The 22,388-nt window shown below is 61.3% G+C and carries 29 protein-coding genes and 2 pseudogenes; 16 read left to right on the top strand and 15 right to left on the bottom strand.

The features are described from left to right. Nucleotides 1–79: 79 nt before the first annotated feature. A complete protein-coding gene (locus GSQ92_RS28875) occupies nt 80–988 on the top strand; it encodes an AraC family transcriptional regulator (protein WP_159014798.1) in 909 nt (302 codons plus the stop codon). Between the two features lie 612 nt (nt 989–1,600). Here GSQ92_RS28875 and GSQ92_RS28870 read toward each other — a convergent pair. Then, a complete protein-coding gene (locus tag GSQ92_RS28870) occupies nt 1,601–2,230 on the bottom strand; it encodes a hypothetical protein (RefSeq protein WP_159014797.1) in 630 nt (209 codons plus the stop codon). A gap of 10 nt (nt 2,231–2,240) precedes the next feature. Between GSQ92_RS28870 and GSQ92_RS32035 the strand changes: the two genes are divergently transcribed. The 5 genes from GSQ92_RS32035 (at nt 2,241) to GSQ92_RS30630 (ending at nt 4,808) form a co-directional block, all read left to right on the top strand. Continuing rightward, nucleotides 2,241–2,546 carry a winged helix-turn-helix transcriptional regulator gene (locus tag GSQ92_RS32035; protein ID WP_159014796.1) on the top strand — a complete coding sequence of 102 codons (306 nt, stop codon included), beginning with the start codon at nt 2,241–2,243 and terminating at the stop codon, nt 2,544–2,546. Nucleotides 2,547–2,753: 207 nt separating this feature from the next. Next, nucleotides 2,754–3,236, top strand: coding sequence for an acetyltransferase (locus GSQ92_RS28860; RefSeq protein WP_159014830.1), 483 nt, complete (start codon nt 2,754–2,756; stop codon nt 3,234–3,236). Between the two features lie 87 nt (nt 3,237–3,323). Further along, a complete protein-coding gene (locus tag GSQ92_RS28855) occupies nt 3,324–4,061 on the top strand; it encodes an NAD(P)-dependent oxidoreductase (RefSeq protein WP_159014795.1) in 738 nt (245 codons plus the stop codon). A gap of 118 nt (nt 4,062–4,179) precedes the next feature. Further along, on the top strand, nt 4,180–4,566 hold the full coding sequence (locus GSQ92_RS30635; protein ID WP_216857020.1) for a glutathione S-transferase family protein: 387 nt from the start codon (nt 4,180–4,182) through the stop codon (nt 4,564–4,566). 32 nt (nt 4,567–4,598) lie between these two features. Beyond that, on the top strand, nt 4,599–4,808 hold the full coding sequence (locus GSQ92_RS30630) for a glutathione S-transferase C-terminal domain-containing protein (RefSeq protein ID WP_216857019.1): 210 nt from the start codon (nt 4,599–4,601) through the stop codon (nt 4,806–4,808). 254 nt (nt 4,809–5,062) lie between these two features. Here GSQ92_RS30630 and GSQ92_RS28845 read toward each other — a convergent pair whose 3' ends face one another. From GSQ92_RS28845 to GSQ92_RS28810, 8 genes are all read right to left on the bottom strand, one after another. Continuing rightward, a complete protein-coding gene (locus tag GSQ92_RS28845) occupies nt 5,063–5,848 on the bottom strand; it encodes an Asd/ArgC dimerization domain-containing protein (RefSeq protein WP_254066734.1) in 786 nt (261 codons plus the stop codon). A 79-nt stretch (nt 5,849–5,927) separates the two neighbouring features. After that, nucleotides 5,928–6,836, bottom strand: coding sequence for an alpha/beta fold hydrolase (locus GSQ92_RS28840; protein WP_159014794.1), 909 nt, complete (start codon nt 6,834–6,836; stop codon nt 5,928–5,930). Nucleotides 6,837–7,055: 219 nt separating this feature from the next. Then, entirely contained in the window at nt 7,056–7,343 is a 288-nt protein-coding gene (locus tag GSQ92_RS29905) for a pyridoxamine 5'-phosphate oxidase family protein (RefSeq protein WP_174247860.1), read from the bottom strand. A gap of 58 nt (nt 7,344–7,401) precedes the next feature. Then, nucleotides 7,402–8,292 carry an NAD(P)-dependent oxidoreductase gene (locus GSQ92_RS28830; RefSeq protein ID WP_159014793.1) on the bottom strand — a complete coding sequence of 297 codons (891 nt, stop codon included), beginning with the start codon at nt 8,290–8,292 and terminating at the stop codon, nt 7,402–7,404. Further along, on the bottom strand, nt 8,289–8,675 hold the full coding sequence (locus tag GSQ92_RS28825; RefSeq protein WP_159014792.1) for a VOC family protein: 387 nt from the start codon (nt 8,673–8,675) through the stop codon (nt 8,289–8,291). Before GSQ92_RS28825 ends, GSQ92_RS28830 begins: the two co-directional genes overlap by 4 nt. A 20-nt stretch (nt 8,676–8,695) precedes the next feature. Next, nucleotides 8,696–9,610 (bottom strand): PhzF family phenazine biosynthesis protein, encoded by a 915-nt coding sequence (locus GSQ92_RS28820; protein WP_159014791.1) that lies wholly within the window; start codon nt 9,608–9,610, stop codon nt 8,696–8,698. A 56-nt stretch (nt 9,611–9,666) separates the two neighbouring features. Next, a complete protein-coding gene (locus GSQ92_RS28815) occupies nt 9,667–10,167 on the bottom strand; it encodes a GNAT family N-acetyltransferase (RefSeq protein ID WP_256367147.1) in 501 nt (166 codons plus the stop codon). A gap of 72 nt (nt 10,168–10,239) precedes the next feature. Then, nucleotides 10,240–10,581, bottom strand: a complete 342-nt coding sequence (locus GSQ92_RS28810) for a hypothetical protein (RefSeq protein WP_216857018.1) — start codon at nt 10,579–10,581, stop codon at nt 10,240–10,242. A 72-nt stretch (nt 10,582–10,653) separates the two neighbouring features. Here GSQ92_RS28810 and GSQ92_RS28805 point away from each other — a divergent pair, with 72 nt between their 5' ends. Continuing rightward, entirely contained in the window at nt 10,654–11,304 is a 651-nt protein-coding gene (locus GSQ92_RS28805) for a CGNR zinc finger domain-containing protein (RefSeq protein WP_159014789.1), read from the top strand. A 162-nt stretch (nt 11,305–11,466) separates the two neighbouring features. Here the strand turns inward: GSQ92_RS28805 and GSQ92_RS28800 are convergent, their stop codons facing one another. Beyond that, nucleotides 11,467–12,216, bottom strand: a complete 750-nt coding sequence (locus GSQ92_RS28800; protein WP_159014788.1) for a sulfite exporter TauE/SafE family protein — start codon at nt 12,214–12,216, stop codon at nt 11,467–11,469. A 95-nt stretch (nt 12,217–12,311) separates the two neighbouring features. Between GSQ92_RS28800 and GSQ92_RS28795 the strand changes: the two genes are divergently transcribed. The 3 genes from GSQ92_RS28795 (at nt 12,312) to GSQ92_RS32030 (ending at nt 13,808) form a co-directional block, all read left to right on the top strand. Next, nucleotides 12,312–13,202: a LysR substrate-binding domain-containing protein gene (locus GSQ92_RS28795; RefSeq protein WP_254066732.1), complete on the top strand. Its 891-nt coding sequence runs from the start codon at nt 12,312–12,314 to the stop codon at nt 13,200–13,202. A gap of 177 nt (nt 13,203–13,379) precedes the next feature. Further along, complete coding sequence (locus tag GSQ92_RS30625) at nt 13,380–13,538, top strand: hypothetical protein (RefSeq protein ID WP_216857017.1); 159 nt, start codon at nt 13,380–13,382, stop codon at nt 13,536–13,538. A gap of 90 nt (nt 13,539–13,628) precedes the next feature. Next, complete coding sequence (locus GSQ92_RS32030; protein ID WP_371418616.1) at nt 13,629–13,808, top strand: hypothetical protein; 180 nt, start codon at nt 13,629–13,631, stop codon at nt 13,806–13,808. Nucleotides 13,809–13,867: 59 nt separating this feature from the next. On the opposite strand, the gene GSQ92_RS28785 is transcribed toward GSQ92_RS32030, so the two are convergent. From GSQ92_RS28785 to GSQ92_RS28765, 5 genes and pseudogenes are all read right to left on the bottom strand, one after another. Beyond that, nucleotides 13,868–14,209 carry a cupin domain-containing protein gene (locus tag GSQ92_RS28785; RefSeq protein WP_159014786.1) on the bottom strand — a complete coding sequence of 114 codons (342 nt, stop codon included), beginning with the start codon at nt 14,207–14,209 and terminating at the stop codon, nt 13,868–13,870. A gap of 83 nt (nt 14,210–14,292) precedes the next feature. Next, nucleotides 14,293–14,955 (bottom strand): maleylacetoacetate isomerase, encoded by a 663-nt coding sequence (gene maiA / locus GSQ92_RS28780; protein WP_159014785.1) that lies wholly within the window; start codon nt 14,953–14,955, stop codon nt 14,293–14,295. Between the two features lie 7 nt (nt 14,956–14,962). After that, a pseudogene (locus tag GSQ92_RS31305) lies at nt 14,963–15,316 on the bottom strand (HlyD family secretion protein); the annotation flags it as partial. A gap of 31 nt (nt 15,317–15,347) precedes the next feature. Next, nucleotides 15,348–15,728: pseudogene (locus GSQ92_RS32025) on the bottom strand (N-acetyltransferase family protein); the annotation flags it as partial. After that, entirely contained in the window at nt 15,688–16,095 is a 408-nt protein-coding gene (locus tag GSQ92_RS28765; RefSeq protein ID WP_159014782.1) for a rhodanese-like domain-containing protein, read from the bottom strand. The pseudogene GSQ92_RS32025 and the gene GSQ92_RS28765, both read right to left, overlap by 41 nt. A gap of 84 nt (nt 16,096–16,179) precedes the next feature. Here GSQ92_RS28765 and ftrA point away from each other — a divergent pair, with 84 nt between their 5' ends. The 6 genes from ftrA to GSQ92_RS30615 all read left to right on the top strand — a co-directional run bounded on the left by ftrA (nt 16,180) and on the right by GSQ92_RS30615 (nt 22,212). Then, on the top strand, nt 16,180–17,181 hold the full coding sequence (gene ftrA / locus GSQ92_RS28760; protein ID WP_159014781.1) for a transcriptional regulator FtrA: 1,002 nt from the start codon (nt 16,180–16,182) through the stop codon (nt 17,179–17,181). A 311-nt stretch (nt 17,182–17,492) separates the two neighbouring features. Continuing rightward, nucleotides 17,493–18,026 (top strand): cupin domain-containing protein, encoded by a 534-nt coding sequence (locus tag GSQ92_RS28755; RefSeq protein ID WP_159014780.1) that lies wholly within the window; start codon nt 17,493–17,495, stop codon nt 18,024–18,026. A 191-nt stretch (nt 18,027–18,217) separates the two neighbouring features. Beyond that, a complete protein-coding gene (locus GSQ92_RS28750; RefSeq protein ID WP_159014779.1) occupies nt 18,218–19,588 on the top strand; it encodes a PLP-dependent aminotransferase family protein in 1,371 nt (456 codons plus the stop codon). 227 nt (nt 19,589–19,815) lie between these two features. Beyond that, nucleotides 19,816–20,673 (top strand): alpha/beta fold hydrolase, encoded by an 858-nt coding sequence (locus tag GSQ92_RS28745; protein ID WP_159014778.1) that lies wholly within the window; start codon nt 19,816–19,818, stop codon nt 20,671–20,673. A 97-nt stretch (nt 20,674–20,770) separates the two neighbouring features. Beyond that, nucleotides 20,771–21,253: a LysR family transcriptional regulator gene (locus GSQ92_RS28740; protein ID WP_159014777.1), complete on the top strand. Its 483-nt coding sequence runs from the start codon at nt 20,771–20,773 to the stop codon at nt 21,251–21,253. Beyond that, on the top strand, nt 21,145–22,212 hold the full coding sequence (locus GSQ92_RS30615; protein ID WP_371418615.1) for a Rid family hydrolase: 1,068 nt from the start codon (nt 21,145–21,147) through the stop codon (nt 22,210–22,212). The genes GSQ92_RS28740 and GSQ92_RS30615 overlap by 109 nt, the downstream gene beginning before the upstream one ends. The last annotated feature ends 176 nt before the right edge of the window (nt 22,213–22,388 follow it).

Here is a 22,388-nt window from a genome sequence, read left to right as displayed (position 1 = left end):
GTGCGTGAGCGGACAGCATAGACCGGCGGAATCGGACGAACTATGATAGGAAATCCTAATTCCTATCGAATGAGTCCAGATGGCTGATCCTCTTGCCGAAATCGTCACGCTGCTCCGGCCCCGGATGAAGTTCTCGAAGATCGCCAGCGGCGCAGGGCCGTGGCGGCTGCGCAAGGAGGGGGATGGGCATCTGTTCTATGGCGCGGTGGTCGAGGGCAGTTGCCGGCTGCAGGTGGAGGGGCGGGAGCCACTGACGCTAGAGGCCAATGATTTCGTGCTCATCCCGGCAGCAGCGGATTTCATCATGACCAGTTTGCACCCCGGGGCAGAGGGCATGGCGCTGTCCGAACCGACGCGCCTGCCGTCAGGCGAGTTCAGGCTTGGGGATTTGGAAGGGCCCGTCAACGTGCGGAATCTCGTGGGGCATTGCGCCTTCGCCTCGCCCGACGCTGCGCTCCTGGTCTCACTGCTGCCTGATCTGGTGCTTGTGCGGGGTGAGGCGAGGCTGGCGACGCTCGTGGCATTCGTTGGGGAGGAGGCCCGAACGGCCAAACCGGGGCAGGAGGTGGTGTTGGCCCATCTTCTGGAGGTGATGCTGATCGAGGCGCTTCGGTCAGCGGCCAGCCTCGGCGCATCCCCGGGCCTGCTGCGCGGGTTGGCGGATGACCGGTTAGCAGCCGCGATCAGGCGGATGCATGAGGCACCGGGGCGGGGATGGAGCGTGGCGGAACTGGCGCGGGAGGCGGCCTTGTCACGCTCGGCGTTCTTTGAGCGGTTTGGCCGGCAGGTAGGTGTGGCGCCGATGGCATATCTGCTGACCTGGCGGATGGCTCTCGCGAAAGGCTTGCTGCGGCGCGGCGGTGGCGCGGTGGCGGAGGTGGCGGAGAAGGTCGGGTATAGCTCTGCCAGCGCCTTCAGCGTGGCCTTTGCGCGGCATGTCGGGATGGCACCGGCACGGTATGCAAGGGAAGGTTCGGCGAGCGCTTGAGCCTCTCTGTCTCCACTGGAGACGTGTCTATTCTATATTCCAAATCAAGCGGCGTGCGCCTGCACGACCTGACTGGTAAGACCTCCTTGATGCGGATCAGTTCGGCGAGCTTAGTTGCGCCGGAAAAGATGAGTCTGGTTGCTCATGGACGTACTCCCTATTTGCCAATCGGTAGGGTGTGGATGAGGACTTCACTCCCGCCGATCAAGCCCTCGTGACACTAACCGGTAACATCGCCACCTTGCTGGAGAGACTGTCGAGGACATCACAGCTCAGCTTCACCTGCTATTTGTTCCGCGAGGAAGTCTGATACAGCGCGAGCTATTCGATGGTCCGAGCTGAGCCTGGGACCTGTCGGTCATCGCTCAGTTAGTCTTCGCGTGTTGAATACTGAGTGTTTCGTTTTCGCATTCAGCTTTTGAAATCGCTGAGTCCGGGAATGCGGGGCATATCCGCTACACTGCGCCGCATGACGCTCGTGCTCGAGGAGGCCGTTTGGTAGCGTGGCTTGATAGCTCGCCGGGAGCACCAAGGCGAGTTGTGTGTCACGCCTGCGGCCATCAGACGGGGTTGTTCCTTTCTTTCTAGTCCATCGACGCCGACCGCCGCTGCTTAGAGCGGCAAGACCACGGCGTTGCTAAGTAAGCCTGCCTTCAGCATGCCTTCGTGCAATAATTCTTTGGCCGCGGGAGCGATAGCTAGAGTGGCGAAGTCGTTAGCGATCTGAAGCTCAGGATCCAAGGCGTAGAGCTCTGATCTCGCCGCCGCCATCTCCGCGTCGCGGCCGAGTTGAGCCAGCGAGAGTACGCTGCAGAATGTTTGGCTTCTGCCTGCTGTCGCACGCGGTGCGGCCTCAATTGCCGCCTCGAACCGCCTCGAATAGTAGCAGACGTAAACTTCGCCAAGGGCGTACCATGAAGGGGCATGCGGGTTGAGTGCAAAGGCACGCTGCATCAGGCTCAACGCCTCGTCGGGGCGGCCCAAAAACGTTGATACGTATTTAGCCGTGAGAGCCAGAGTATCGGCGTGATTAGCGCCAGCCGCCAAGGCAAGCTCGACCGTTTGCCGTGCCGCTGGAAAATTTCCATCCTTCAGTTGAAGGCCGACCAGTTCTGAGAGAGCGAGACCATCTCTCGGATCGAGTGCCGCAGCCTCCACTATGGCGTGACGCTGACGACCACTGGCGCTCGCGAGATCATGAACCCACCCCTCTTCCGACCTGCGCCGCTCGACCGGATGCACCAACGCCACTTTGTCGGACCGCCTCAAAGCTTTGGAGCAGGCGGGCTTGCTGGAACGTCGGCGGTATCAGCTTCGTCCCGAACGACACGAATATGTGCCAACTGAAAAAGGTCGGGACATCGGACTGCTGATGCTGGCCATGGTCCAAATAGGCGACAAATGGCGGGCGGATGGCGGCGGCGAACGACCGCTGCGTTTTTTCCATTCTCAAACGGGCCATGATCTTAGTCTCTCGCCAGTCGATGCTGGGACCGGAGAGTTGGTCGACGCGTGCAACATACTCGCGGAGCCGGGCGCGGGGCGGACGAGTCGATGAAATGGCGGATGATGCGAGGCGAAAGCGAGCGCGCCTTGAGACGGCACGTCTAGTGCGCGGGCGGTACCGCGCGCATGGTCCGCTCGGTCGCGATATGAGCATCGTTTGCACAGCCCGTATCGAGCGGCTCGCGCGCAGATCGTCTGATCGACGCGCCAATAGGGGTTATTCGGCGGGTTCCGCCGGGCAAAATGACGGAAGAAGAGCCTGACAATCCGAGCCTCCAGACCCGACGACGCAGAAAGGGTCATCGAAATCTGGCAGCGAGCCGTGGAAGCCACGCATGACTTTCTTGCGCCATCGGACAGATCCGCGATCGAAGAGGAGGTTAGAAGTTTCTTGCCTCAGGCTCCGCTTTGGATTGCGGCGGATGACGATGACCGCGGGCTCGGCTTTATGCTACTGGACGGCTCTCATCTGGAAGCCCTTTTCGTAGACCCAGCGTACCATCGTCAGGGCATAGGGAGTCGTCTGCTGACGCATGCGTGGAGCTTGCATGGCATCATATCGGTCGATGTGAACGAGGCGAATACGCAAGCGGCAGAGTTCTATTGGCGACACGGTTTTGTGGAGATCGGCCAATCAGATCGCGACAGCCAGGGCCGCCCTTACCCGCTCCTCCATCTAAGACGCCAAGAACCCGTGCTCGCCGAGGAAATTCGGCGCGATCGTGAGGGCAGCTGCCAGTGATCCGATCGCTCAACGTGATGGACTTAGAGACAAATTCTTTGACCGCCTGCGCTGCCGGCGTGCCGCAGGCCTTTGGAGTAAAATACATTGAGCAGAATATTCCTGGCCGGGGGGACCGGCATAATCGGCCAATCTCTTGTCCCTCTTCTTCGAGGTGCTGGCCACTTCGTGGTCGGAACGACGCGATCCGGCGAGGGCAAAGCCAAGTTGGAAGCGATGGGCATCGACGCGGTCATCATCAATGTTTTTGACGCCGAGGCTCTTAGAGCAGCCGTCACGGCGGCCGCACCCGACGTTCTAATACACCAGCTCACGGATCTGGCCGCCGGCATCGATCCCGCTGCGCCAGAAGAGGCGATACGCCGAAACGCCCACCTTCGTCGGGAAGGAACCGCCAATGTAGTGGCGGCGGCCCGAACTGCGGGGGTGAAGCGAATGATCGCCCAAAGTATCGCATGGGCCTACGCGCCCAAGCCGCTGCCGTTCATCGAAAGTGATCCGCTCGACGTGAACGCCACTGGTTCGCGCGCGATCTCGATTTTGGACGGTATCGTGCCCCTCGAAAACGCGGTTCTTGATCAAAATGACTTTGAAGGCTTCGTGCTCCGCTACGGGCAGCTTTACGGACCCGGTACCTGGTCTGCAGAGCCTGACGGCTCAGCGCCGGTGCACGTCGAGGCTGCCGCCTATGCCGCGTTCCTTGCAGTCGATCATGGCCGGCCGGGAGCCTACAATATCGCAGATCCGGGCGGTGCAGTCGCGATCGACAGGGCGGTCCGCGAACTGGGCTGGCGGCGTGACTATCGTCGGCATGATCAGGCATAGCCCACTTAGGCACCATCGCGCCCTCGAAGGTGGCAGCGCTGACGCCTGAACGCGTCGGCTTGACGTCCCTTCAGTCTCAAATCCGAACGATTTCGAACGAATGCGTGAGGAACTTCAAATGACCGAGATACGTCTTTTAGGTCGAGCCCCCTCTATAAATGTCCGCAAGGCGTTATGGACGCTGGATGAGGTCGGCGTCCCGTATGTCTTTGACGAGTGGGAGGTAAATCCCTCGGCCTCCCGCCTCGAAGAATTGGCTCGGCTCAATCCCAATTCTATGTTTCCGATCCTCGTTGAGGCCGAAGGACCTTTGTGGGAGTCTAACTCAATCTGCCGGTATGTCACCGCCAAAGCAGGCCGAGGTGACTTGTTCCCCGAAGCCCACCGCGCACGGGCCGAGGTCGAGCACTGGATGGACTGGCAGGCGACTGACCTCAACGATTCGTGGCGGTATGCCTTTATGGCTTGCAGCGCAGGAAGGTTGAGTATAGCGATACGATGTTGATCCGGGCCAGCAGCGAAGCCTGGAACAACAAGATGACAATTCTTGACGCCCACCTTGGAAAGAATGGTCCATTCGCGACGGGCGACGCCTTTACCTTGGCAGATATTGTGCTGGGACTTTCGGTCCATCGATGGCTTGGAACGCCAATGGAACGCCCCGAGTTGGAGAACGTCGCCACTTACTACAACCGCCTCCGAACCCGACCTCACTTTCTTAAGCATGCCAGCGACAAACTGATCTGATAGCGCGTGCTGGCTCCCGGCCGTGAGCGGACGTACAAGCGGTTTGAATGGCGGCCGGTAGGCCGCCCTCATCATGGCCAAACAGGCACACCGTCCAGCCCCGCGGTTTCCGGCAGCCCGCAGATCAGGTTCGCGTTCTGCACCGCCTGGCCGGCAGCTCCCTTGCCGAGATTGTCGATCGCGGCCATCGCGATCACCAAGTTGCGCCCTGGATCGGCCGCATAGCTGACGAACGCGAGGTTCGAGCCAGTAGCCTATTTGGTTTGCGGCGGCTTTTCGGTCACCCGGACGAACGACCGTCCGGCGTAAAACTGCCGGGCCGCGTCCACGCACTGGCCCGTGGTGGCGCGGCCGCGGCAGTAAATGGTGGCGAGTATGCCGCGTGTCATCGGCACCAAGTGTGGCGTGAATACCAGTCCGTCCGCGTTGCCGTCATTTAACCGCTCGATCGTCCGGGCAATCTCGGGCATGTGGACGTGCTCAAGTAGTCCGTAGGGCACCAGGTTCTCGTTGCTCTCGGCGTAGCCGAACTTGCTGTCGGCGCCGCCCCGACCGGCGCCAGAGATACCTGTCTTCACGTCGATCACGATGTTGGCCGGCTCGATCAGCTTGTTGACCAGCAGCGGCGCCAGCGCGGTCAGCGTCGCCGCGGGGAAGCAACCGGGGTTGGCAACGCGGGTCTGACCTTCAATCCGGGCGGGCCAGACGTTCGCCAGGCCGTAAGCCCACCCCTCGGCGTAGCGGTGGTCGCCGCCGATATCGACGACCTTCACGTCGTTGGGGACGCGAGCAAGTGCGTCGGTCGAGGCACCTGTGGGGAGCGACGCGAACAGCACGTCGAGCTTCGGCAGGGTTGCAGGGTCCCACTTCTCAATTACCGATTCGGCCAGCTTAGCTGGCACACCGGGGAAGCGATCCACCAACCGGCTGCCGGCGCTGCTCTCGCCTGCAGCGTAGAGCAATTCGAAAGACGGATGGCTTGCGATCAAGCGCATCGCTTCGCCGCCGCCGAAACCGCTAATGCCGACTCGAATGCTCATGGTGCTGTCCTTTTTAGGGTTCGGGCAAAATAAAACCCCCGGAGCCGAGGGCTGCGGGGGTTCAGGAACGCGACGAAGGTCATGCTCCTGTAAAACGTGATCGTACCTTCGCAACTCCGCAAATCGCTTCAATAACCGTCCGATTGAGCTCACTTGGCATTTCGTGCCCCATGCCTTTGATCGGAAGGTAGATCGCATTCGGGATCGAGAGAGCCGTGTCCTGTCCGCAGCCAAGTGGAATTAGCGCGTCATCAGTTCCATGGATGACGAGCGTCGGCGCTTTGATCGTCGCTAGACGCGCACGCCGGTCCCCTGCCACCTCCATGGCGGCAATCTGCCGCGCCACGCCTGCCGGATAATAGCAGCGTCGCACTTCTTCCAGGAGAAAGGAACGATGGCTCTCCTCGTCAAATGGATAGCCTGTACCTGCGATCCTGCGGGCGAGTACGAGACGCGCTGTCAAGAAACCCTCCGGATCGAGAACTGGATCAGGAGCAGGCCGCATCATCATCGCCATGACGTCCGGTGCTGCCTGCGGCAGTGCCGGATTCCCGGTGCTGGACATGATGGACGTCAGGGAGAGGACCCGGTCTGCGTGATCGCTCGCCAGAACTTGCGCGATCATGCCGCCCATTGACCGCCCGACGACATGCGCCCGCTCGATCCCAAGTGCATCAAGAAGGGCAATCGCGTCGGCCGCCATGTCGTAAAGCGTATAAGGCACGTCAGGCTGGCATCCGGCCATGAGCGCTGCTGCGAGCGCGCCAAAATCCGGCTCGGCCGAGGCGCTGAAATGCGTCGAGCAACCAGCATCCCGGTTGTCGAAGCGGATCACGCGATACCCCTTGGCGGCCAATGCCTCGCAAAAAGGCTTTGTCCATCGGATCATCTGCGTTCCAAGCCCGGAGATCAGCAGGATCGCCTCAGCTTCGGCATTGCAGAAACTGTCCCAGGCAAGTTCGATGCCGTTGGCCTTTGCCACGTTCATGGCTGCCTTCCTTTCACCGTGCGGAGTTTTCATCCGTTCTCGGTCCTTCAACAGGCTCAACGCCATAGGCATGGTAGGCCTGCCGCATCCGCTGGCCTTCCGTCTGATCCGGTAGCAGTCGGTAACTCGGTGCCCAGATTCGCGAAGTCTGATCGATCCGCACGGAAATCACATGGCGGATTGGAAAGCTACTTCCCGCCATGCGAAGCAGCTCGGCGCCTAAATGGGGAAGTCCTCATCTTCCCTTCCCACGATGGTCCCCGTGCCGACCAGCTTGAAACCCCGCTGCCGGAAAACATCGACAAAACTCACGCAGACTGACGGATGGCTGCGGATATTCCTGACCGAATTGGATGACGCGATATCCGCGATGACCAGATGCTCATCTCCATAGAAGGCGAATATCTCTTTAGGGGTGACATTGGGCGTGCCGGTCGAGTCAACGGTCGCAAGCCAGCAAAGGACGGCACCCTCCGCTTCTGTCCTGAACTCCGGATCGATCGTCATCGCCGGCTCCGACGATGCTGAGCGGCCAGGATCGGGACGCTGACAAGTACAAATTCGGTCATAGGACAGCGGACGTACGATGTTCGATCGCGCGGATCACGGCGATCATGTCCTCGTCACCAAGGCCCAGCATCTGGGTTTCTCCGTAAAGCGCGAAACACGCATCGAGAAGCGGCGAGGCAATGCCGGCCTCACGTGCGGCTTCGACAACCAGACGGTTATTCTTCAGGACGTCGGTGATCGAGGCTTGCCGGGCAAAATCGCCATCGACCATTTTAGCGGTTTTGATCCGTGATACGTCGCTCGCCATCGGACCGACACTGAGAATGTCAGCGAAGAGGGCCACGTTCAGGCCCTGGCGTTTGGCGAAGTGCATCGCTTCCGCGAGCCCCGTCACCATCGTGATCAAGAACAGGTTGACCGCGAGCTTCATGAGAAGCGCCTGGGGCACAGGACCGCACGGAACGGTGCTCTTGCACATTGGTGTGATCAAATGGCGAACGGCCGCAACGTCTTCGGCTTCGCCCGCCAGCATCGCCACGAGTTCCGCCGCCTCGGCTGGTTTGCGCGAGCCGGAAACGGGCGCCTCGACGTAGCGGCCGCCTCCCGCGCGGATGTCGACCTCCAGCCCCTTGGAATAACCGGGTTCAACCGTCGCCATATTTATGATCGTTCGCGACCTGACCCGGTCTTCGAAGGCTCCGCTGCCACGCCCAAGAACCGCGTCGGTTGCGGTCGCATCGGTGAGCATGAGGATGATACTATCACACTGCGCAAAGACCTCTGCCGGGCTCTCCGCGACGGACGCGCCCGCTTCGCCCAATATGTGGCGCTTCGCGTCTGAGCGATTCCAGACCATCAAAGGCTGGCCCGATTTCAGCAGATTGAGCGCCATGGGCTCACCCATGGTGCCGAGGCCAATGAAGCCCAAAGGCGGGGCGGCGCTCACGCGGCCTCGTGGCAACAAACGCAGACCTTGTTCCCGTCAGGATCACGGAAATAGGCGCCATAATAGTCGGCATGATAAGCGGGCCGGAGGCCCGGCTCTCCTTCGCTTGTAGCGCCGAGTTCAAGCGCGAGCGCATGGCATTCATCGACGAGCGATTGGCTGCTCGCCAGGAAAGCGGTCATCTGTCCGTTACCCGCCGAGGCCGCCTCGCCATTGCAAGGCGTCATGACGATGAACAAAGGCCTTTCGGCGAACGGGTGCTTCCAACCGGCCCATGTCTCGTCGGCAAATTTCAATGTCAGCCCAAGCGCTTCGAGAAGCGGGCCGTAGAAGCGTCGTGCGACATGCACATCGGCAACCCCGAGGGTGGTGTGTGAAAGCAAGACCGGCTCCATTCAGTACGTCAGCAATCAAGCTGAATCTGTGGACGGGCGTGGTACAAAACGTGCAATGCCCCGGCCCCAATGATGAACACGCTGCCCCCGACGAATACGCCCTGAATGTCGTCGGGCGATCCTGCGGTCCGGACCAGCAGCTCACTCGGCCCGGCAAAGCGGCCCTGGTGAATGGTCAAGGTCCGATCCGGCTCAAGGTAACCGTGCCGCGTCAGATAGGCGCCGACCGGACCCGCGGCGCTGCCCGTCGCAACATCTTCGACAATGCCATCATTGTCCCAGGTGCGCCCCTCGGAAGCGCCGACATCGAACACGTGCACGAACTGCGCGCCCACCACGCTCAGCAAGGCTCCGAAATCGCTGCGGACAATCCGTGCGCTTTCAAGACCGCGTCGAAGCGGGACAATGAGATAGGGCAATCCCACCGAAACAATTTCGAGCGGCAGATCTTCGTAGAGATCATCCTCCCGGCAATTGAGCGCCGCCAGCAATTCGGCATGACGGGATAGCGCAACAGCGCCCAGGAACTCGGGACGACCTTGGGCCATTTCCGCCCACCAACCCTCATCGCGCCGTTCAGTCACGACCGTAACGGGCTTGCGATTGAGATCGAACGTCCAGCAGCTACGCTCATCGGGTGTAGCCAGTCTCGCATGCAAAGCGGCGGCAGCACCGATCAATGGATGACCGGCAAAGTCGAGTTCCTCCTCCAGAGTATGGATATATGCGCGATAGCGGGTCCGATCGTCGGTCGCATGAAGGAAGACGGATTCAAAATGACGAAGCTCTTGGGTGATCGTCTGTCGCTGGCCGGGATCGAGGCCCTCGGTATCGTGGAAGACCGCGAGGCTGTTGCCGCTATACGGTCCGGTGCCGAACACGTCGGCCAGAATGAATTCGGCTTCGGGAGCATTGGATATCATTGTGTCGCACCGAGTGATGATGGGCGCCTGACCTCGTAAAAGCAGCAAGGCTCGTCCTAGCGGCGTGCGGCGGCATAGACCATTCGTTCGCCTACCGCCGTCATGCCGCATGCCTTCATGACGGCAAATGACCCCGCATTCGCGATCTGCGCTCCCGCCTCAATGACGTTTACGCCTAGGGTCGCGAAGCCGGCAGCCAAGACGATCGGCGCGATTTCGCGCATATAGCCTTTGCCGTGGTGGTGTTCCCCCAGCCAAAATCCCAACGCCGCGGACGCTCGATCCCGTTCGTTGCGCACGATTGTCGCCCAACCGACTAATTCCTCGTTGAGCCTGGCGACGATGGCGAACGGCAAAGCATCCCCGCGATAGGCCTGTTCGCGCAGGTCGGCGATCCGTTGTTGGGCCATTTTCAAGGTGAACGGCATCGGCCATGAGGCGAGCCAGCGACTGACCGCCGGGGTCATCAACCGTGAGGTTGCCAAGGCGTCATCCGCGGTCACGCACCGCAATCGCAGCCTGTTCGTCGAGCGCGCGGCAAAGGGCTCTGTGACCATCAGACTGCACACAGCTCGAACGTGGCGGCGTAACGAAAGCTTCTATTCGCCCCGATCTTGAAGGGCGGAGCGCTAGGCATGTGGCAATCCAAGGCCTTCCACAACGACGATATGATGCTCGACATGCTCCGGCTTCTCGATGAGGTAGCGGTCATCCAGCGGATAGTAGCGCGCGCGATCAACGTCGTGGCTAGCAAAGGCGCGAATGGCCTCCATGGATCGCCACCAGCTCAGGGTCGAAACCTCGGTCGACCCGTCACCACAATCGCGCAACAGCATCTCGCACCCGACATTGCCGGGCGTGGCCAGATAGTCCTCCACGCCCGTGCCCTTGATGTAGCTGACATACTCCTCGCGATCCGCCGTTCGAATGCGGGACGACCAGCGGCGTAGAATCAAGGGCTCGGCTTCCATCGTTAACGGTCTCCCTAGCGCTCTGGCGGACGGTGCTATATAACCGACTCGACCACTCATACGGGTTATAGCGTGATCGATACCCGTGCAATCCGCTACCGCGGCCAAGACACGCCAGACGGGTTCCTGTTCGAACTCAGTGGCGGCGCTCTTCCGCTTGAGTTTGCGAACACGATCAGTGAGCGTTCGAAAGGCGGCCGGGAACGATTGCCGGATTATGGCGCGTTGATCCGGTGGACGACCCAGGCCGGCATGCTTACCGAGCAACAGGTGGCCAAACTGGAGGCGGCTTCATCGGAGAACCCCGGCGAAGCGGGCCGGGCCCACCAAGAGGCCATCGATTTGCGCGAGCTGATCTTTGAATCTGCAAAGGCCGCCGCCGGCCGTTCTCCACTCGCCGAACGCGTGGTCGGTCGCTGGAACGCTTGGCTCGAACGGGTGCAATCGAGCCGCCGACTTGCGGCCGGTCATCAAGGTCTCGAATGGCAGGATACAAGCGATTTCGAAACACTGGACAGTATTTCACTTGCTGTTGCGAGGGCGTCGATCGAGCTGTTTGTTGACGGTGACAAGAGAGCGCGCACCCGTATCTGCGCAGCGGCGGACTGTGATTGGGTCTTTCTAGATAATAGTCGGCGCATGAATCGCATTTGGTGCGACATGACGGTATGCGGAAATCGCGCCAAGGCGACGCGTCACTATCGTCGTAAGACCGGGAAGTGAGCTTTCTTCGCGGCACTCCTTTGCAACCTGCACCACGTACTTGCTTGCCGGCGACCGCCTCGGGGCGCTCAAGCCCGCAAGTTGCGGTGTCCATCACGCAGGGTTGCACCGGCGGCGCATACTGCGAGACGCGGCGTCGTCGGAGGCGAGCATCGGTGTCGCTCAAAAGTAGGCAAGGATGAAGAAGCGCACGGTTATCGCCGCAGAGAGTATAAGCGTCGCGCCTCGTACCAATTTCGGATTGAGACGGCGCCCGAGATGCGCGCCCGCATAGCCTCCTGCAATCGCGCCCAGGCCAACGACGAGAGCCGCTTTCCATTGAATGGCGCGGGCGACTGCGAAGCAGAGGATCGCGACCGTGTTGGCGGCGGTGACCATCAGGGTACGTGGCGCATTGAGCGCCTTGATATCGGCGCCCTCGAGAAGACTCCACGCCGCCATCATCATCAGTCCGACGGCACCGCCGAAATAGCCGCCATAGACGCCCAGCAGGAACTGGAGTGTGAGGATCGCAGATGCGCCCAACACCAACCGGGGTCGCAGCAGGACACCGACGCGCGGTCCGAACATCAACGTCAGCGTTGCCAGCAGGAGCAGCCACGGCATCGCGCGATCGAACAGCGCGCTCGGCGTCGCCAACAGGAGCATGCTGCCAACAAGGCCACCCAGCAACGTGGCGAGAAGAGTGGGCACCAACGGCACTCCGCAAACCGTGCCGAGGCCGTCGCGATAGACCCAGGCACTGGCCGCGCCGCCCGGATAGAGCGCCGCGCTGCTTGTAGCGTTCGCCGAAACCGAAGGGACGCCAGTCGCGATGAGCGCCGGCAGCGTGACGAAAGAGCCACCACCGGCGAGCGCGTTCATGGCTCCGGCGATCAGGCCCGCTATCAGTAGAAACAGAGGCTCGTCCATCCGCTAGGAATGACGCCGCTGGTGATCGCTCACAATGCGGATTATGCGAGTTCAGCGTTCGTGTGATCCGAAGGGTGGCGATGCGGTTCGACTTAATGGACTTACGCCTGTTCGTGGCGATCGTCGAAGCAGGCAGCATTTCCAAAGGTGCGGAAGCGGCGCATCTGGCGCTCGCTTCGGCAAGCGCGCGGGTCAGCGGAATGGAGGCGACGCTCGGCGTATCGCTGCTCGATCGCGGGCGTCGCGGGGTGGTGCCGACGGCCGCGGGCCGAGCGCTGCTCCACCATGCGCGCTCGATCGGCGCCGCCGTGGAGCAGATGCGCGGCGACCTGCGCGGGTTCGCTACGGGCCTCAAGGGCGAAATCCGCATGCTCTCGAACACGGCCGGGCTGGTCGACTTGGTGCCGATGGCGCTCCGTGCGTTCCTGGCTGCCCATCCGGACGTCGACATCGATATCGAGGAGCGAACCAGCACGGACATCGTACGGGCCGTGGCGGATGGCCGGGTCGAATTCGGCGTAGTCGCGAACACGACAGACCTGGGCGAATTGGCGACTATCCCGCTCTCCATGGATCGCTTGGTGCTGATAGTGCCCTGCGCACACCCCTTGGCGCATCGCAACGCCATCCGCTTTGCCGAGGTCGTCGGTGAGCCGTTCGTCGGGCTGAGTGCCGGCGCCCTCCATTCGCACCTCGCCGATCACGCCGCGCGTCTTGGGCGCCGGATCAACTATCGGGTGCGATTGCGCAGCTTCGATGCCGTTGCACGGCTGGTCGAGGCGGGCGTTGGTTTGGGCATACTACCGATGGCGGCCATTGCTACATGTGCCGTGAGCGGCATCGGGATTGTCCCACTCGCCGACGATTGGGCGAACCGCAGGTTGCTGATCTGCGCCCCGGACTTCGCAGCGCTGAGCGGGCATGCGCGATTGTTCGTGGATCACATCAAGAAGCAGGCGGAGCAGGTGACACACCGGTTCGTTTGACCCTGCTGGAGAGGCCGAGCTGCCCGCAGGTCCACTCCTGGAGGCGGTACGAATTGGGCAACCGACGCCAGCGCAATGCGGTGGCGAACGTAGCTGGCACACGAGATGCGACAAACCCGCAGATGTCTCTGCACGGTACGGTTGCGGGCCGGTGAGGCCTGGGCTTAGTCTGCCACCATGACGACCTTCCCGACGGTCCGCGTCGTCCGCCCCACCGACGACATCGAGGCCCTGCTTCCGTTTTATCGGGAGGGCCTCGGTTTGGACGTGCTGTATCGATTTGCGGACCATGACGGCTTTAACGGCGTCATGATCGGGCGTGCGGGTGCCCCATAACTTCGAGTTTACGAAGGCACTCGGACACTGTGCCGGGCGAGCACCGACGCAGGATAATCTTACAATCTTTTATCTGCCGGACGTCGCAGAGTGGCAGGCAACAGTGGATCGGATGGAGGATGGGGGTTCCCGGCGGTTGCATCCTTCAATCCTTACTGGGATCAGCTTGGCCGGACCTACGAAGACCCTGACGGATATCGGGTCGTCATTCAAACGCCGCGTGGAGCACTTGATGACTCTCGGCTTCGGGCCCCAATAAGTACGACTTGAATATGACTGTCGCGACGACTGCCGCCCGATACGGTCCGCGAGCAAACCCGATCGCCGGATCAGCCGATGTCCGTACGATCTCCGCGCGTGCTGGGGCTGGACGCGACAATGAAATGGACGTCGCTGTCGCTGTCATTCCGGGCTTGATGCCTCGCGCCCGGCACAATCTCTATGCCTGTCATGGGCGGAAGGAGATGATGTTCTCCTTCCAATTCCATCGTCAATTCGCCTGCGAGCACATAGAAGAACTGGCGCGCCGTTAGATGGAAATGGCGCTTCTCCGCGGTCCGGGGTGGCATTCGCTCCTGGATGATCATCATGTCTGGAGAAGGCGAGAGCACCCATCCGTCGCACCCATCGCCCCAACGGTAATGCTCTGAATTGTCGATACCGCGCTTCATTTCTATCCTTCAGTCAACCTGAGCCGCTTTTCAGATGGGTCTGCTGTTCGCGCCCGCTTGCGGCACTACCTCAGCGCAATCTCCTAAACGCTTAAAGGAGCTGGACGTGTTCGATAGCCCGGCTGCGCGAACGGGTGGGCATCTGCGAACGCCGGCACGTCGAAACACCGCCGCGCTAACTGGGCCACTTCGGGAAATTCGGACCAATCCATCTGATAGACGTCGGCGAGGGCGACTTGGCCGGCGATGCCTATGTCAGCGATTGAAATTGTCGCGCCCAGGGCGAACGGCGAGGCCGGCCGCCGTTCGAGCAACCGTTCGTAAGTCGCTAGCCCTTTGCCCGTCCAGTGCCGACAACATGCCTCAATTGTGTCCGGGTCGGCGCCGAAGGCTTCTCTGAGATGCTCTCGGACCCCCGGTACGGTCAGGGGATGGGAGTCTGCTGCCTGAATCATTGCGAGCGAGCGCGCATAGGCTCGCTCTCGGGCGTCGCGCGGCAGGAGGGACGGATTTGCCTGAACCTCGTCGAGATATTCGATGATCGCCAGGGATTGGGAAATGCGGTGGCCGTCATGGACGAGCGTCGGCACGACATACTCGGGGTTTATCATGACATAAGCGGGATCGAATTGGCTTCCAGAAAGCAGATCCACCTCTGTTTCTTCAAAGGGTATCGCCTTCAGCGCGAGTGCGACCCGAACGCGAAATGCCGCGTTCGAACGCCAGAAGCCATAAAGCTGCATCATCGTCGACTTACCTTTCGCTTCCTGTTTCGACCCCGGTCCGCACGGTCGGGACTACCGACATGCCCACGCGCAGCCGGTCGAGCCCGGCCTGCCCGGAGTCGATGGCGATGCGGACGGCGAGGCGCTGAGTAATATTGGTGAAATTACCCGTCGCATTCTCGGGTGCGATGACCGCGAACGAGGCACCCGAGGCGGGCGCTATGCTCTCGACATGGCCGGTGAAGGTCAGGTCCGGCGCGGCATCCAGGCGGAAGCTCGCCGGCTGCCCCGGCCGAATCCGGGCGAGTTGCGTCTCGCGGTAACGTGCCTCGACATAGGCCAGCCGCACCGGCACCACGGCGGAGAGCGGCGTGCCGGACTGGACATAATTCCCCGATCACCATTGCATGATCGCGCACGGCGTCGAGCAGGCGTGCCCCGGCTCCGTTTCCTCGCTGATCGTCCTGTACGAACAGGCAGTCGAGATGGAGGAATGGCAAGCCGGTCCATGTCGCGAAATCCTGCGTGGCGGTGGCGTAGCCAATCGGTCTGCCTGCCTGCTCAGCGATCCATGCCCATAGCCGACGTTGCGGCGCGTCCAATGCGGCCTGCAGGGCAGCCGCGCTCGTGCTCGCCTCGCCTTTCTCGTAGCCGGCATGGGCTTGGATCAACGGCAGCAACGTATCCGCGTCCGCTCCGCAAGCGACGCGGATGCGAATTCTGTCTCTCCCACAAACAACCGGCTGGCTGGCTTCAGCCACTGACGCGGCCGGTTTCGAGCGAAAACCCCTCATCTATCCAGCCGGTCACGCCGCCGGCCATGATCTTGACCGGACGGGAAAGTCGCGCGAGCCGAAGGGCGCCCCGTGCCGCGCCGTTGCAATGTGGCCCGGCACAGTATGTGACGAACAGTGTGTCCACCGGCCAGGCCGCCATCCGGGAGGCGATGATTTTGCCATGCGGCAAGTTGATCGCCCCTGGTACATGGCCTTTCGCGAACTGATTTGGACCGCGGACGTCGAGCAGCACGAAACCGGGATCGGGGAGCGACAGCGCCTCGTGGGTATCCCAGCAATCCGTTTCAAAGCCAAAGCTGGCGGCAAAATGGGCCTCTGCCTCGGGCGAGGTTGCAGCGGGAACATCGGTGACGGGATTGGGCATTGACTGGCTCCTGTTGGTGCCACTGTGTTGCCCTACATCGTTGCCCCCTCGCTATCGGCAGGATTGCCGTATATCGAAAGTATCATGCCAAATCCGGATCACGCACCCAATCGCCTCGTCGCAGCGCTCGCTTACGAAGGGCTGTGCGCGTTCGAGTTCGGTATTGCGGCAGAAGTCTTCGGTCTTTCGCGGCCTGAGATGGGACCGGACTGGTACACGTTCATAACCTGCGCTGAGCATCAGGGACCGCTCGCGACCAACGTCGGACTAAAGGTCGAAGCGGAAGCGGGCCTTGATGCGCTGGATAAGGCCGGGACGATCATCATACCCGGCTGGCGTTCGGACGGCGCAGTTCCTTCCGACGCGGTTCGTGACGCCTTGCTCTCCGCTCACGCGCGCGGCGCGCGGCTGGTGTCGATCTGCTCGGGAGCCTTCCTGCTCGCGGCGATCGGGCTGCTGGACGGCCGCCGCGCCACTACGCATTGGCGCTATGCGGAACGGCTGGGAGCAGCTCATCCGAACGTGACGGTCAATGCTGACATTTTGTACACCGAGGATAGTCAGGTGTTCACCTCCGCGGGTTCTGCGGCCGGTATCGATCTCTTGCTACACTTGGTCCGCAAAGATTTCGGCGCTGCCGCTGCAAACAGCGTAGCACGACGCATGGTGGTTGCGGCCCATCGTGCTGGAGGACAGGCACAGTTTATCGAACGGCCGGTGCCCTCATGGCCCGAAAACAAGCTTGCCGGCCTTCTCGATCAACTCCGGGCCGACCCTTCGCGGTCCTGGACAATCGACCAAATGGCCGATGCAGCGGCAATGAGCCAGCGCACGTTGGCACGACGCTTTCAGGAGGCGACGGGAACCAGCCCGGCGGCATGGCTGACGCTGCAACGGATTTCTGTTGCCCGCGACCTTTTAGAAACGACGGGCCTGCCGATGGAGCGTATTGCCGAAGAAGTCGGGATGGGAACCGCGACCAATCTCCGGCTCCATTTCGTCACGCACGTGGGTATCCCGCCCAATCTCTACCGGAAGCAATTCCGGCGGGAAGGTGCTTTTCCAGGAGCGAGCACTAGCGATTGAGTGGAGGCGACGAAGCCACGCTCCCGCAACGGCGCGCGAAATGGGCTGAGACGACGGTCTCGACGCAAATGGTCGCTGAAGAGCTTGCTAGTCAGCCCACAACACCTTCTCGCCGCCCCGAGCGCGAGCGATATCCTGGGCCACGGCGGTGCCGAAGCCTTTACCGCGTCGAGCGCGCGTTCATACGAGACGGCAGCATCTCTACGATCAATCGATACAATATCGTTGAGCATAATGAGCAATTGTGTAACCTTGGCTCCGCCGGATGATTCCGCTTGCTGATGGACAAACACTGACAGCCGAGGATTGGGATGGATCAGAATCTGCAAGACTCGCGAGCAGGGTTGTCCGACGCAGAGAACCGCAACGCCGGAGCAAGCCAACAGCGTGCTCCCATCTTGGCCGTTCGGGCATCGCCGCGCACCAAGCCTTCCAATTACCCGCCAATATTTGCTGAGCGGATGGCCGGGAGAACGAAACGCCCGTTAGGCGACCTGTTCGCGTTGGCCAACTTCGGCGTAAATCTCACGATGCTCGCACCGGGAGCCGCCTCCGCGCTTCAGCATCAGCACAGCAAACAGGACGAGTTTGTGTACGTCGTGAGCGGCGAACTGACGCTCGTGAGCGGGCTTGACACTTACTCGATGAGTGCCGGAATGTGCGTCGGGTTTCCGGCCTCAGGTGCCAGCCATCATCTCGAAAACCGCTCGCCAAACGACGCGAGCTACATCGAAATCGGTGACAGAAGCGGAGGCGATGAAGTTAGTTACCCCGCCGACGATCTGGCTGCGGAGCGCGACGGAGATGGCTGGCGCTTCACGCACAAAAACGGCGAGCCGTATTGATGGAGATGCGGGAGCGCGCCGAACCGGCGCCGCCATCGTTACGGGCGTCTGTGCTCGCGGCTGAAGGTTCAGTCAGGAGCATTGCTCCGGCGCGTCTGGTCCGATGCCATGCGCCATCCGGGAGGAGAGCGCAATTTCGGGCTATGCCTCGTGGGCGGAAGCTGCGATGTAGTACAATTCACGAAATTGTATTGCGAGGCTATGTGCGCGGCGCTCAGGCGATCAGGATCCAGCTCCCGGATGTCCCGGGGGCTTTGCACGAGCGGCTCGCGGTAGCCGTGGAGCAACTCATTAGTGAACGCCGTTATCAGCCGGGCGATCGCCTGCCTACGCACCGCGAACTCGCGCGACAGGCCGGTGTCGCGATCGGGACCGTCACCAAGGCCCTCGAACTGCTCAACGGACGTGGCATCCTGCGCGGGGAAGTTGGTCGCGGCACATTCGTGAACGATATAAGGATCGTTCCAGGCAACAGCGGTACGATCGACTTAGCGGTCAACGGACCGCCTCAGGTCATCCCCGAAGAGAAGTTTCGCGAGGCAGCCGAGCGTGCGATGCATCGATCCCTCGCTCTCCCGCATGGCGGCTATGCGGCTCAGCGCGGGACGGCAGAGCAGCGCCGTTCGTTTGCCGCATGGCTGACGCGAACCCGCCTGCAACTGGATGAAAACCAAATGATCGCCACAGTCGGCGTTCAGCACGGCATCTATCTGGCCTTTCAGGACCTGCGGGCAACGTCCCGTCATATCGCCACTGAGGGCGCGACATATCCAGGCGCTATCGCTGCGGCGAAGGCGCTGGATATGGAGATGCTGCCGGTACTTCACGACAGCGGCGGCATCGACCCGGATGATCTTGACCGTGTCCTCGGTGCGAGCGGCGCCAAGGTCATCTATCTCACACCGGTTTGCCACAATCCTATCGGGTTCGAGATGAGCGAAGAGCGCCGACGGGCAGTTTTGGCAATTGCCGAGAAGCACGACGCCCGGATCGTCGAGGACGACATATATTCGGTCTATGCCGCCAAGGGCGGCCCCACCTTCAAAGAACTTGCGCCCTCCAGAACATACTATCTCAATAGTATATCCAAGTGCCTGACACCCCTGCTCCGCGTCGGGATCATAGCACCGCCTGCGGATCGCATCGGGAGCATAGCAAAAGCGGTCGGCGCAGTCGTGTGGGGCGCCTCTCCACACGGCCTCGAATTGGCTTGCGCGCTTATCGAAGTAGGCGCCGACACGATCGTCGCCGCGATCTTGCGCTCTGAGGCGAAGGCACGGGTCCAACTCGCCCAGCGGGTGTTGGCGCTGGACTCCGTCCCAATGCCCGACGGCGCTCCGCATTTGTGGCTCCCGATGCCTGTTGTCCAGGCGGGAAAGCTGGCGCGTCTATCCAGCGAGCGCGGAGTCCGGCTTACGCCCCCCGACGCATCGTTCGTCGGCGGTGAAAGCGGAGGGGGGATTCGGCTGTCCGTCATGGCGACCACGAATAGAGACGATCTTGAAAAGGCGCTCAGGACAATAGCGGCGCTGCTCATCGAGCCCGACGAAATGATCATCTGAGGCAATCCATGACTCGACGAACCTTGCTCGTGATCGGAACCCCTCCGGCCCCCGCGATTTCGGCGTGCAGCGCGCGCGCCCAAGCTTCGAACAAGCGATCGTCGGCCTGGTCGTAACGGTCTAAAATTTCCAGCACGCTAAGGCGAAAGGCGTTGCATGCCCGCTGTCGGCAAAAAAAGCGAAGGGTTAGATCTGCGTGCTGATCAAGGCTCAGCCGTTAGCTTAACATGCATGATGGCGTCGTCTTAGGCGGCCATCTGTGGCGGTCCAGTTGCATTCCGACCGGGCAGGTTATCATCAACCCCGCTACTGGCGTGCGCGCTCGCTTCTATCATCGGTACGCGCGCTTTCTAGCGAACCATGGGTTTGAGGTTCTTACCTACGACTATCGTGGCATCGGGGCCTCTCGGCCAACCGACTTGAGGGGATGCGGATTTCGATGGCGGGACTGGGGCGAGCGCGACTTCGAAACCGCTGTTCGTTTCATGAGCCATCGCAAAACTGTCGGCCCTTTGAACGTGGTGGGACACAGCTTCGGCGGCGTCATCCCGGGACTCGCCCGCAGCGTCACTGAGATTGATCGCTTGCTGACCGTGGGGGCGCAATACGCTTGGCTAGGAGACTATGCTTCCGGGCGGTGGGTCGCCTTGGTCATGAAATGGCACGTTGCCATGGCTCTCTTAACTGCCTGCTGCGGCTACTTTCCGGGAAAGCGTCTAGGCTGGCTTGAAGATCTGCCGGCTGGTGTGGCCTATGAATGGAGCTTCCGCGGACCACGTTTTGAGAACAGCTACCCGCGTCACGAGCGTTCGGCGGTGATCGACCGCATTGCGAGTTTCACCGCGCCCATCCTCGCCATTGTCGTGTCTGACGATGAGATTGGTACAGAGCCAGCAATTAACCGGGCTCTAGATTACTACACGGGATCTGTTCGCACGACGGTGACGCTAAATCCCCACGACTATTGTCAACAGTCTATGGGACATTTCAATCTGTTCCGAGAGGAGCGCGCAAACGACTTCTGGGAGGAAACGCTTGCCTGGCTCAAGGATGGGCAAAATGCCTGGCTAGGTTGCAAGAGATGAGCTTGTACCCGCTCGTCCATCTCCGGTTTGGCGCACATGCGCTTTGGGCCTGCACGTGTGATCAGTGGGTTCGCATCACGGGCGGGTCCGGGGCCGAATGATCGAGTTTCGCCAGCTTCGCTATCTGATCGCTGCGGCCGAAGCCGGCAGCTTCAGCAGAGCGGCGCAGCGGCTCGGCATCAAGCAGGCGACGCTCAGCCGACATATCTTGGAGACGGAGAAGCGTTTGGGCCTCGTGCTGTTCGATCGAAAAACGCGCGGTGCAAGCCTGGCGGTGGACGGTCAGACCTACCTGCGCAAAGCACGTCATATCGTAAAGGAGCTGGATGAACTGAACGAGTGGGTTCGTTCCACTCGCGCCGGCGAGAGCGGGAACGTGGCGGTCGGCTTCTACACATCGTTTTCGGCGGGCAACTTGCGTGCCACGCTGAGTGAGTTCTCGTCCGGCGAGGAGCGCACCGGCCATTCCAGATGGCGTTGCATGATTTGGCTTGGCTGGCTTCACTTCGAACACCGCATCCAGCGCGTGTCGGTCCCATCGTTGCGATCTCGGCCCGAGGCTATACGATGGGGGGAGTAGCTCTCCGGTGCGCACCAGGCGTCGCAACTGATCGACCCGCACCCCGACATAGGTCGCCGCATCTTCAAACAGTCCTTGAGGCCGCCCAGTCCGATCCCGCGGGCTTCATCCGCGGCCTCGATCGGGCCATCATCGACGAAATCCAGCGCGCCCCTGGCCTGCTCCTGGCCATCGAGAAGACGGTCGATGAGGACTATCGGCCGGGTCGCTTCCTGCTCACTGGTTCGGCGAATGTCCTGACTTTGCCGCGGGTCGCCTACAGCCTGGCCGGTCGGATGAAGACCATCCAGATTCTGCCGCTCGCACGGCCCGAGGTCGAAGGCCGGACGCCGACTTTCCTGGAGCATCTCTTCGAAGGCAAGCTCCGGAGCCGGCGGGACGCAATCCTGGGCGACGATCTCGTCCGGATCGTCAGCGATGTCCCGCAGATAGCGCGTGAGGGCCGATGTGAGATAGGATCTCGACCAGTCCTGCCGCCGGCGCTCGTTGTCGCGGCTGATCGCTTCAGGGAAACCGCCGAGCAGGACATCGCACCGAAAGCCACATCAAAGGTAGCACTGGAAGTGATCAAATTTATCGAGCCCGATGGGCTAATGCTTAATTCCACTTTCTCTCAGGTGGCCATCGCGACGGGGTCGAGCGTGATTTACACCTCAGGGCAGGTCGCGGTCGATGTTTACGGCCACCTCGTTGGCGCAGGTGATTTGGCCGCGCAAACGCGCCAAGCGATGCGTAATTTAAGCCTGGCGCTCGCAGCGGCAGGGGCCGACTTCTCTGATGTTGTCAAGACTACGACATTCGTCGTGGGCTTTGAACCTCAGCATCGCGAAATTATTACGGGCGCTAAGGAGCCGTTTTACAACGGCCGCAAGCCGCCGACGAGCGCCCTGATCGGTGTAAGCTCTCTGGCGATGGCGGCGTGGCTCATCGAGATAGAGGCTGTGGCCGTTCTTGAATAAGGCGGCATCGGTCTGTCCCACTTTGTGCGCCCCGAGAGGGCCGAGATCCACGTTTGGCCGTCAGCCCCGGTACTATCGCAACTAAGAATCAGTCTCCGGAGGAAGTGACAGGCCCAGCCTCAACGACGTGCGGATCCTGATGCTCGAGCTACAGCCGGAAATTGTCGCATCCGTCA

The organism is Acidisoma sp. S159, assembly GCF_009766125.1.
Taxonomy (GTDB): domain Bacteria; phylum Pseudomonadota; class Alphaproteobacteria; order Acetobacterales; family Acetobacteraceae; genus Acidisoma.
Note: the sequence above shows the minus strand (reverse complement) of the source record. Positions and strands in the feature narration are given on the sequence as shown.

Coding starts and splice junctions, on each gene's coding strand:
- GSQ92_RS28875 (WP_159014798.1), top strand. CDS start 80: ATGGCTGATCCTCTTGCCGAAATCGTCACGCTGCTCCGGCCCCGGATG.
- GSQ92_RS30635 (WP_216857020.1), top strand. CDS start 4,180: ATGACCGAGATACGTCTTTTAGGTCGAGCCCCCTCTATAAATGTCCGC.
- GSQ92_RS30630 (WP_216857019.1), top strand. CDS start 4,599: ATGACAATTCTTGACGCCCACCTTGGAAAGAATGGTCCATTCGCGACG.
- GSQ92_RS28845 (WP_254066734.1), bottom strand. CDS start 5,848: ATGAGCATTCGAGTCGGCATTAGCGGTTTCGGCGGCGGCGAAGCGATG.
- GSQ92_RS28840 (WP_159014794.1), bottom strand. CDS start 6,836: ATGAACGTGGCAAAGGCCAACGGCATCGAACTTGCCTGGGACAGTTTC.
- GSQ92_RS29905 (WP_174247860.1), bottom strand. CDS start 7,343: ATGACGATCGATCCGGAGTTCAGGACAGAAGCGGAGGGTGCCGTCCTT.
- GSQ92_RS28820 (WP_159014791.1), bottom strand. CDS start 9,610: ATGATATCCAATGCTCCCGAAGCCGAATTCATTCTGGCCGACGTGTTC.
- GSQ92_RS28815 (WP_256367147.1), bottom strand. CDS start 10,167: ATGGTCACAGAGCCCTTTGCCGCGCGCTCGACGAACAGGCTGCGATTG.
- GSQ92_RS28810 (WP_216857018.1), bottom strand. CDS start 10,581: ATGGAAGCCGAGCCCTTGATTCTACGCCGCTGGTCGTCCCGCATTCGA.
- GSQ92_RS28800 (WP_159014788.1), bottom strand. CDS start 12,216: ATGGACGAGCCTCTGTTTCTACTGATAGCGGGCCTGATCGCCGGAGCC.
- GSQ92_RS28795 (WP_254066732.1), top strand. CDS start 12,312: ATGGACTTACGCCTGTTCGTGGCGATCGTCGAAGCAGGCAGCATTTCC.
- GSQ92_RS30625 (WP_216857017.1), top strand. CDS start 13,380: ATGACGACCTTCCCGACGGTCCGCGTCGTCCGCCCCACCGACGACATC.
- GSQ92_RS28785 (WP_159014786.1), bottom strand. CDS start 14,209: ATGAAGCGCGGTATCGACAATTCAGAGCATTACCGTTGGGGCGATGGG.
- maiA (WP_159014785.1), bottom strand. CDS start 14,955: ATGATGCAGCTTTATGGCTTCTGGCGTTCGAACGCGGCATTTCGCGTT.
- GSQ92_RS28765 (WP_159014782.1), bottom strand. CDS start 16,095: ATGCCCAATCCCGTCACCGATGTTCCCGCTGCAACCTCGCCCGAGGCA.
- ftrA (WP_159014781.1), top strand. CDS start 16,180: ATGCCAAATCCGGATCACGCACCCAATCGCCTCGTCGCAGCGCTCGCT.
- GSQ92_RS28755 (WP_159014780.1), top strand. CDS start 17,493: ATGGATCAGAATCTGCAAGACTCGCGAGCAGGGTTGTCCGACGCAGAG.
- GSQ92_RS28745 (WP_159014778.1), top strand. CDS start 19,816: ATGCATGATGGCGTCGTCTTAGGCGGCCATCTGTGGCGGTCCAGTTGC.
- GSQ92_RS28740 (WP_159014777.1), top strand. CDS start 20,771: ATGATCGAGTTTCGCCAGCTTCGCTATCTGATCGCTGCGGCCGAAGCC.
- GSQ92_RS30615 (WP_371418615.1), top strand. CDS start 21,145: ATGGCGTTGCATGATTTGGCTTGGCTGGCTTCACTTCGAACACCGCAT.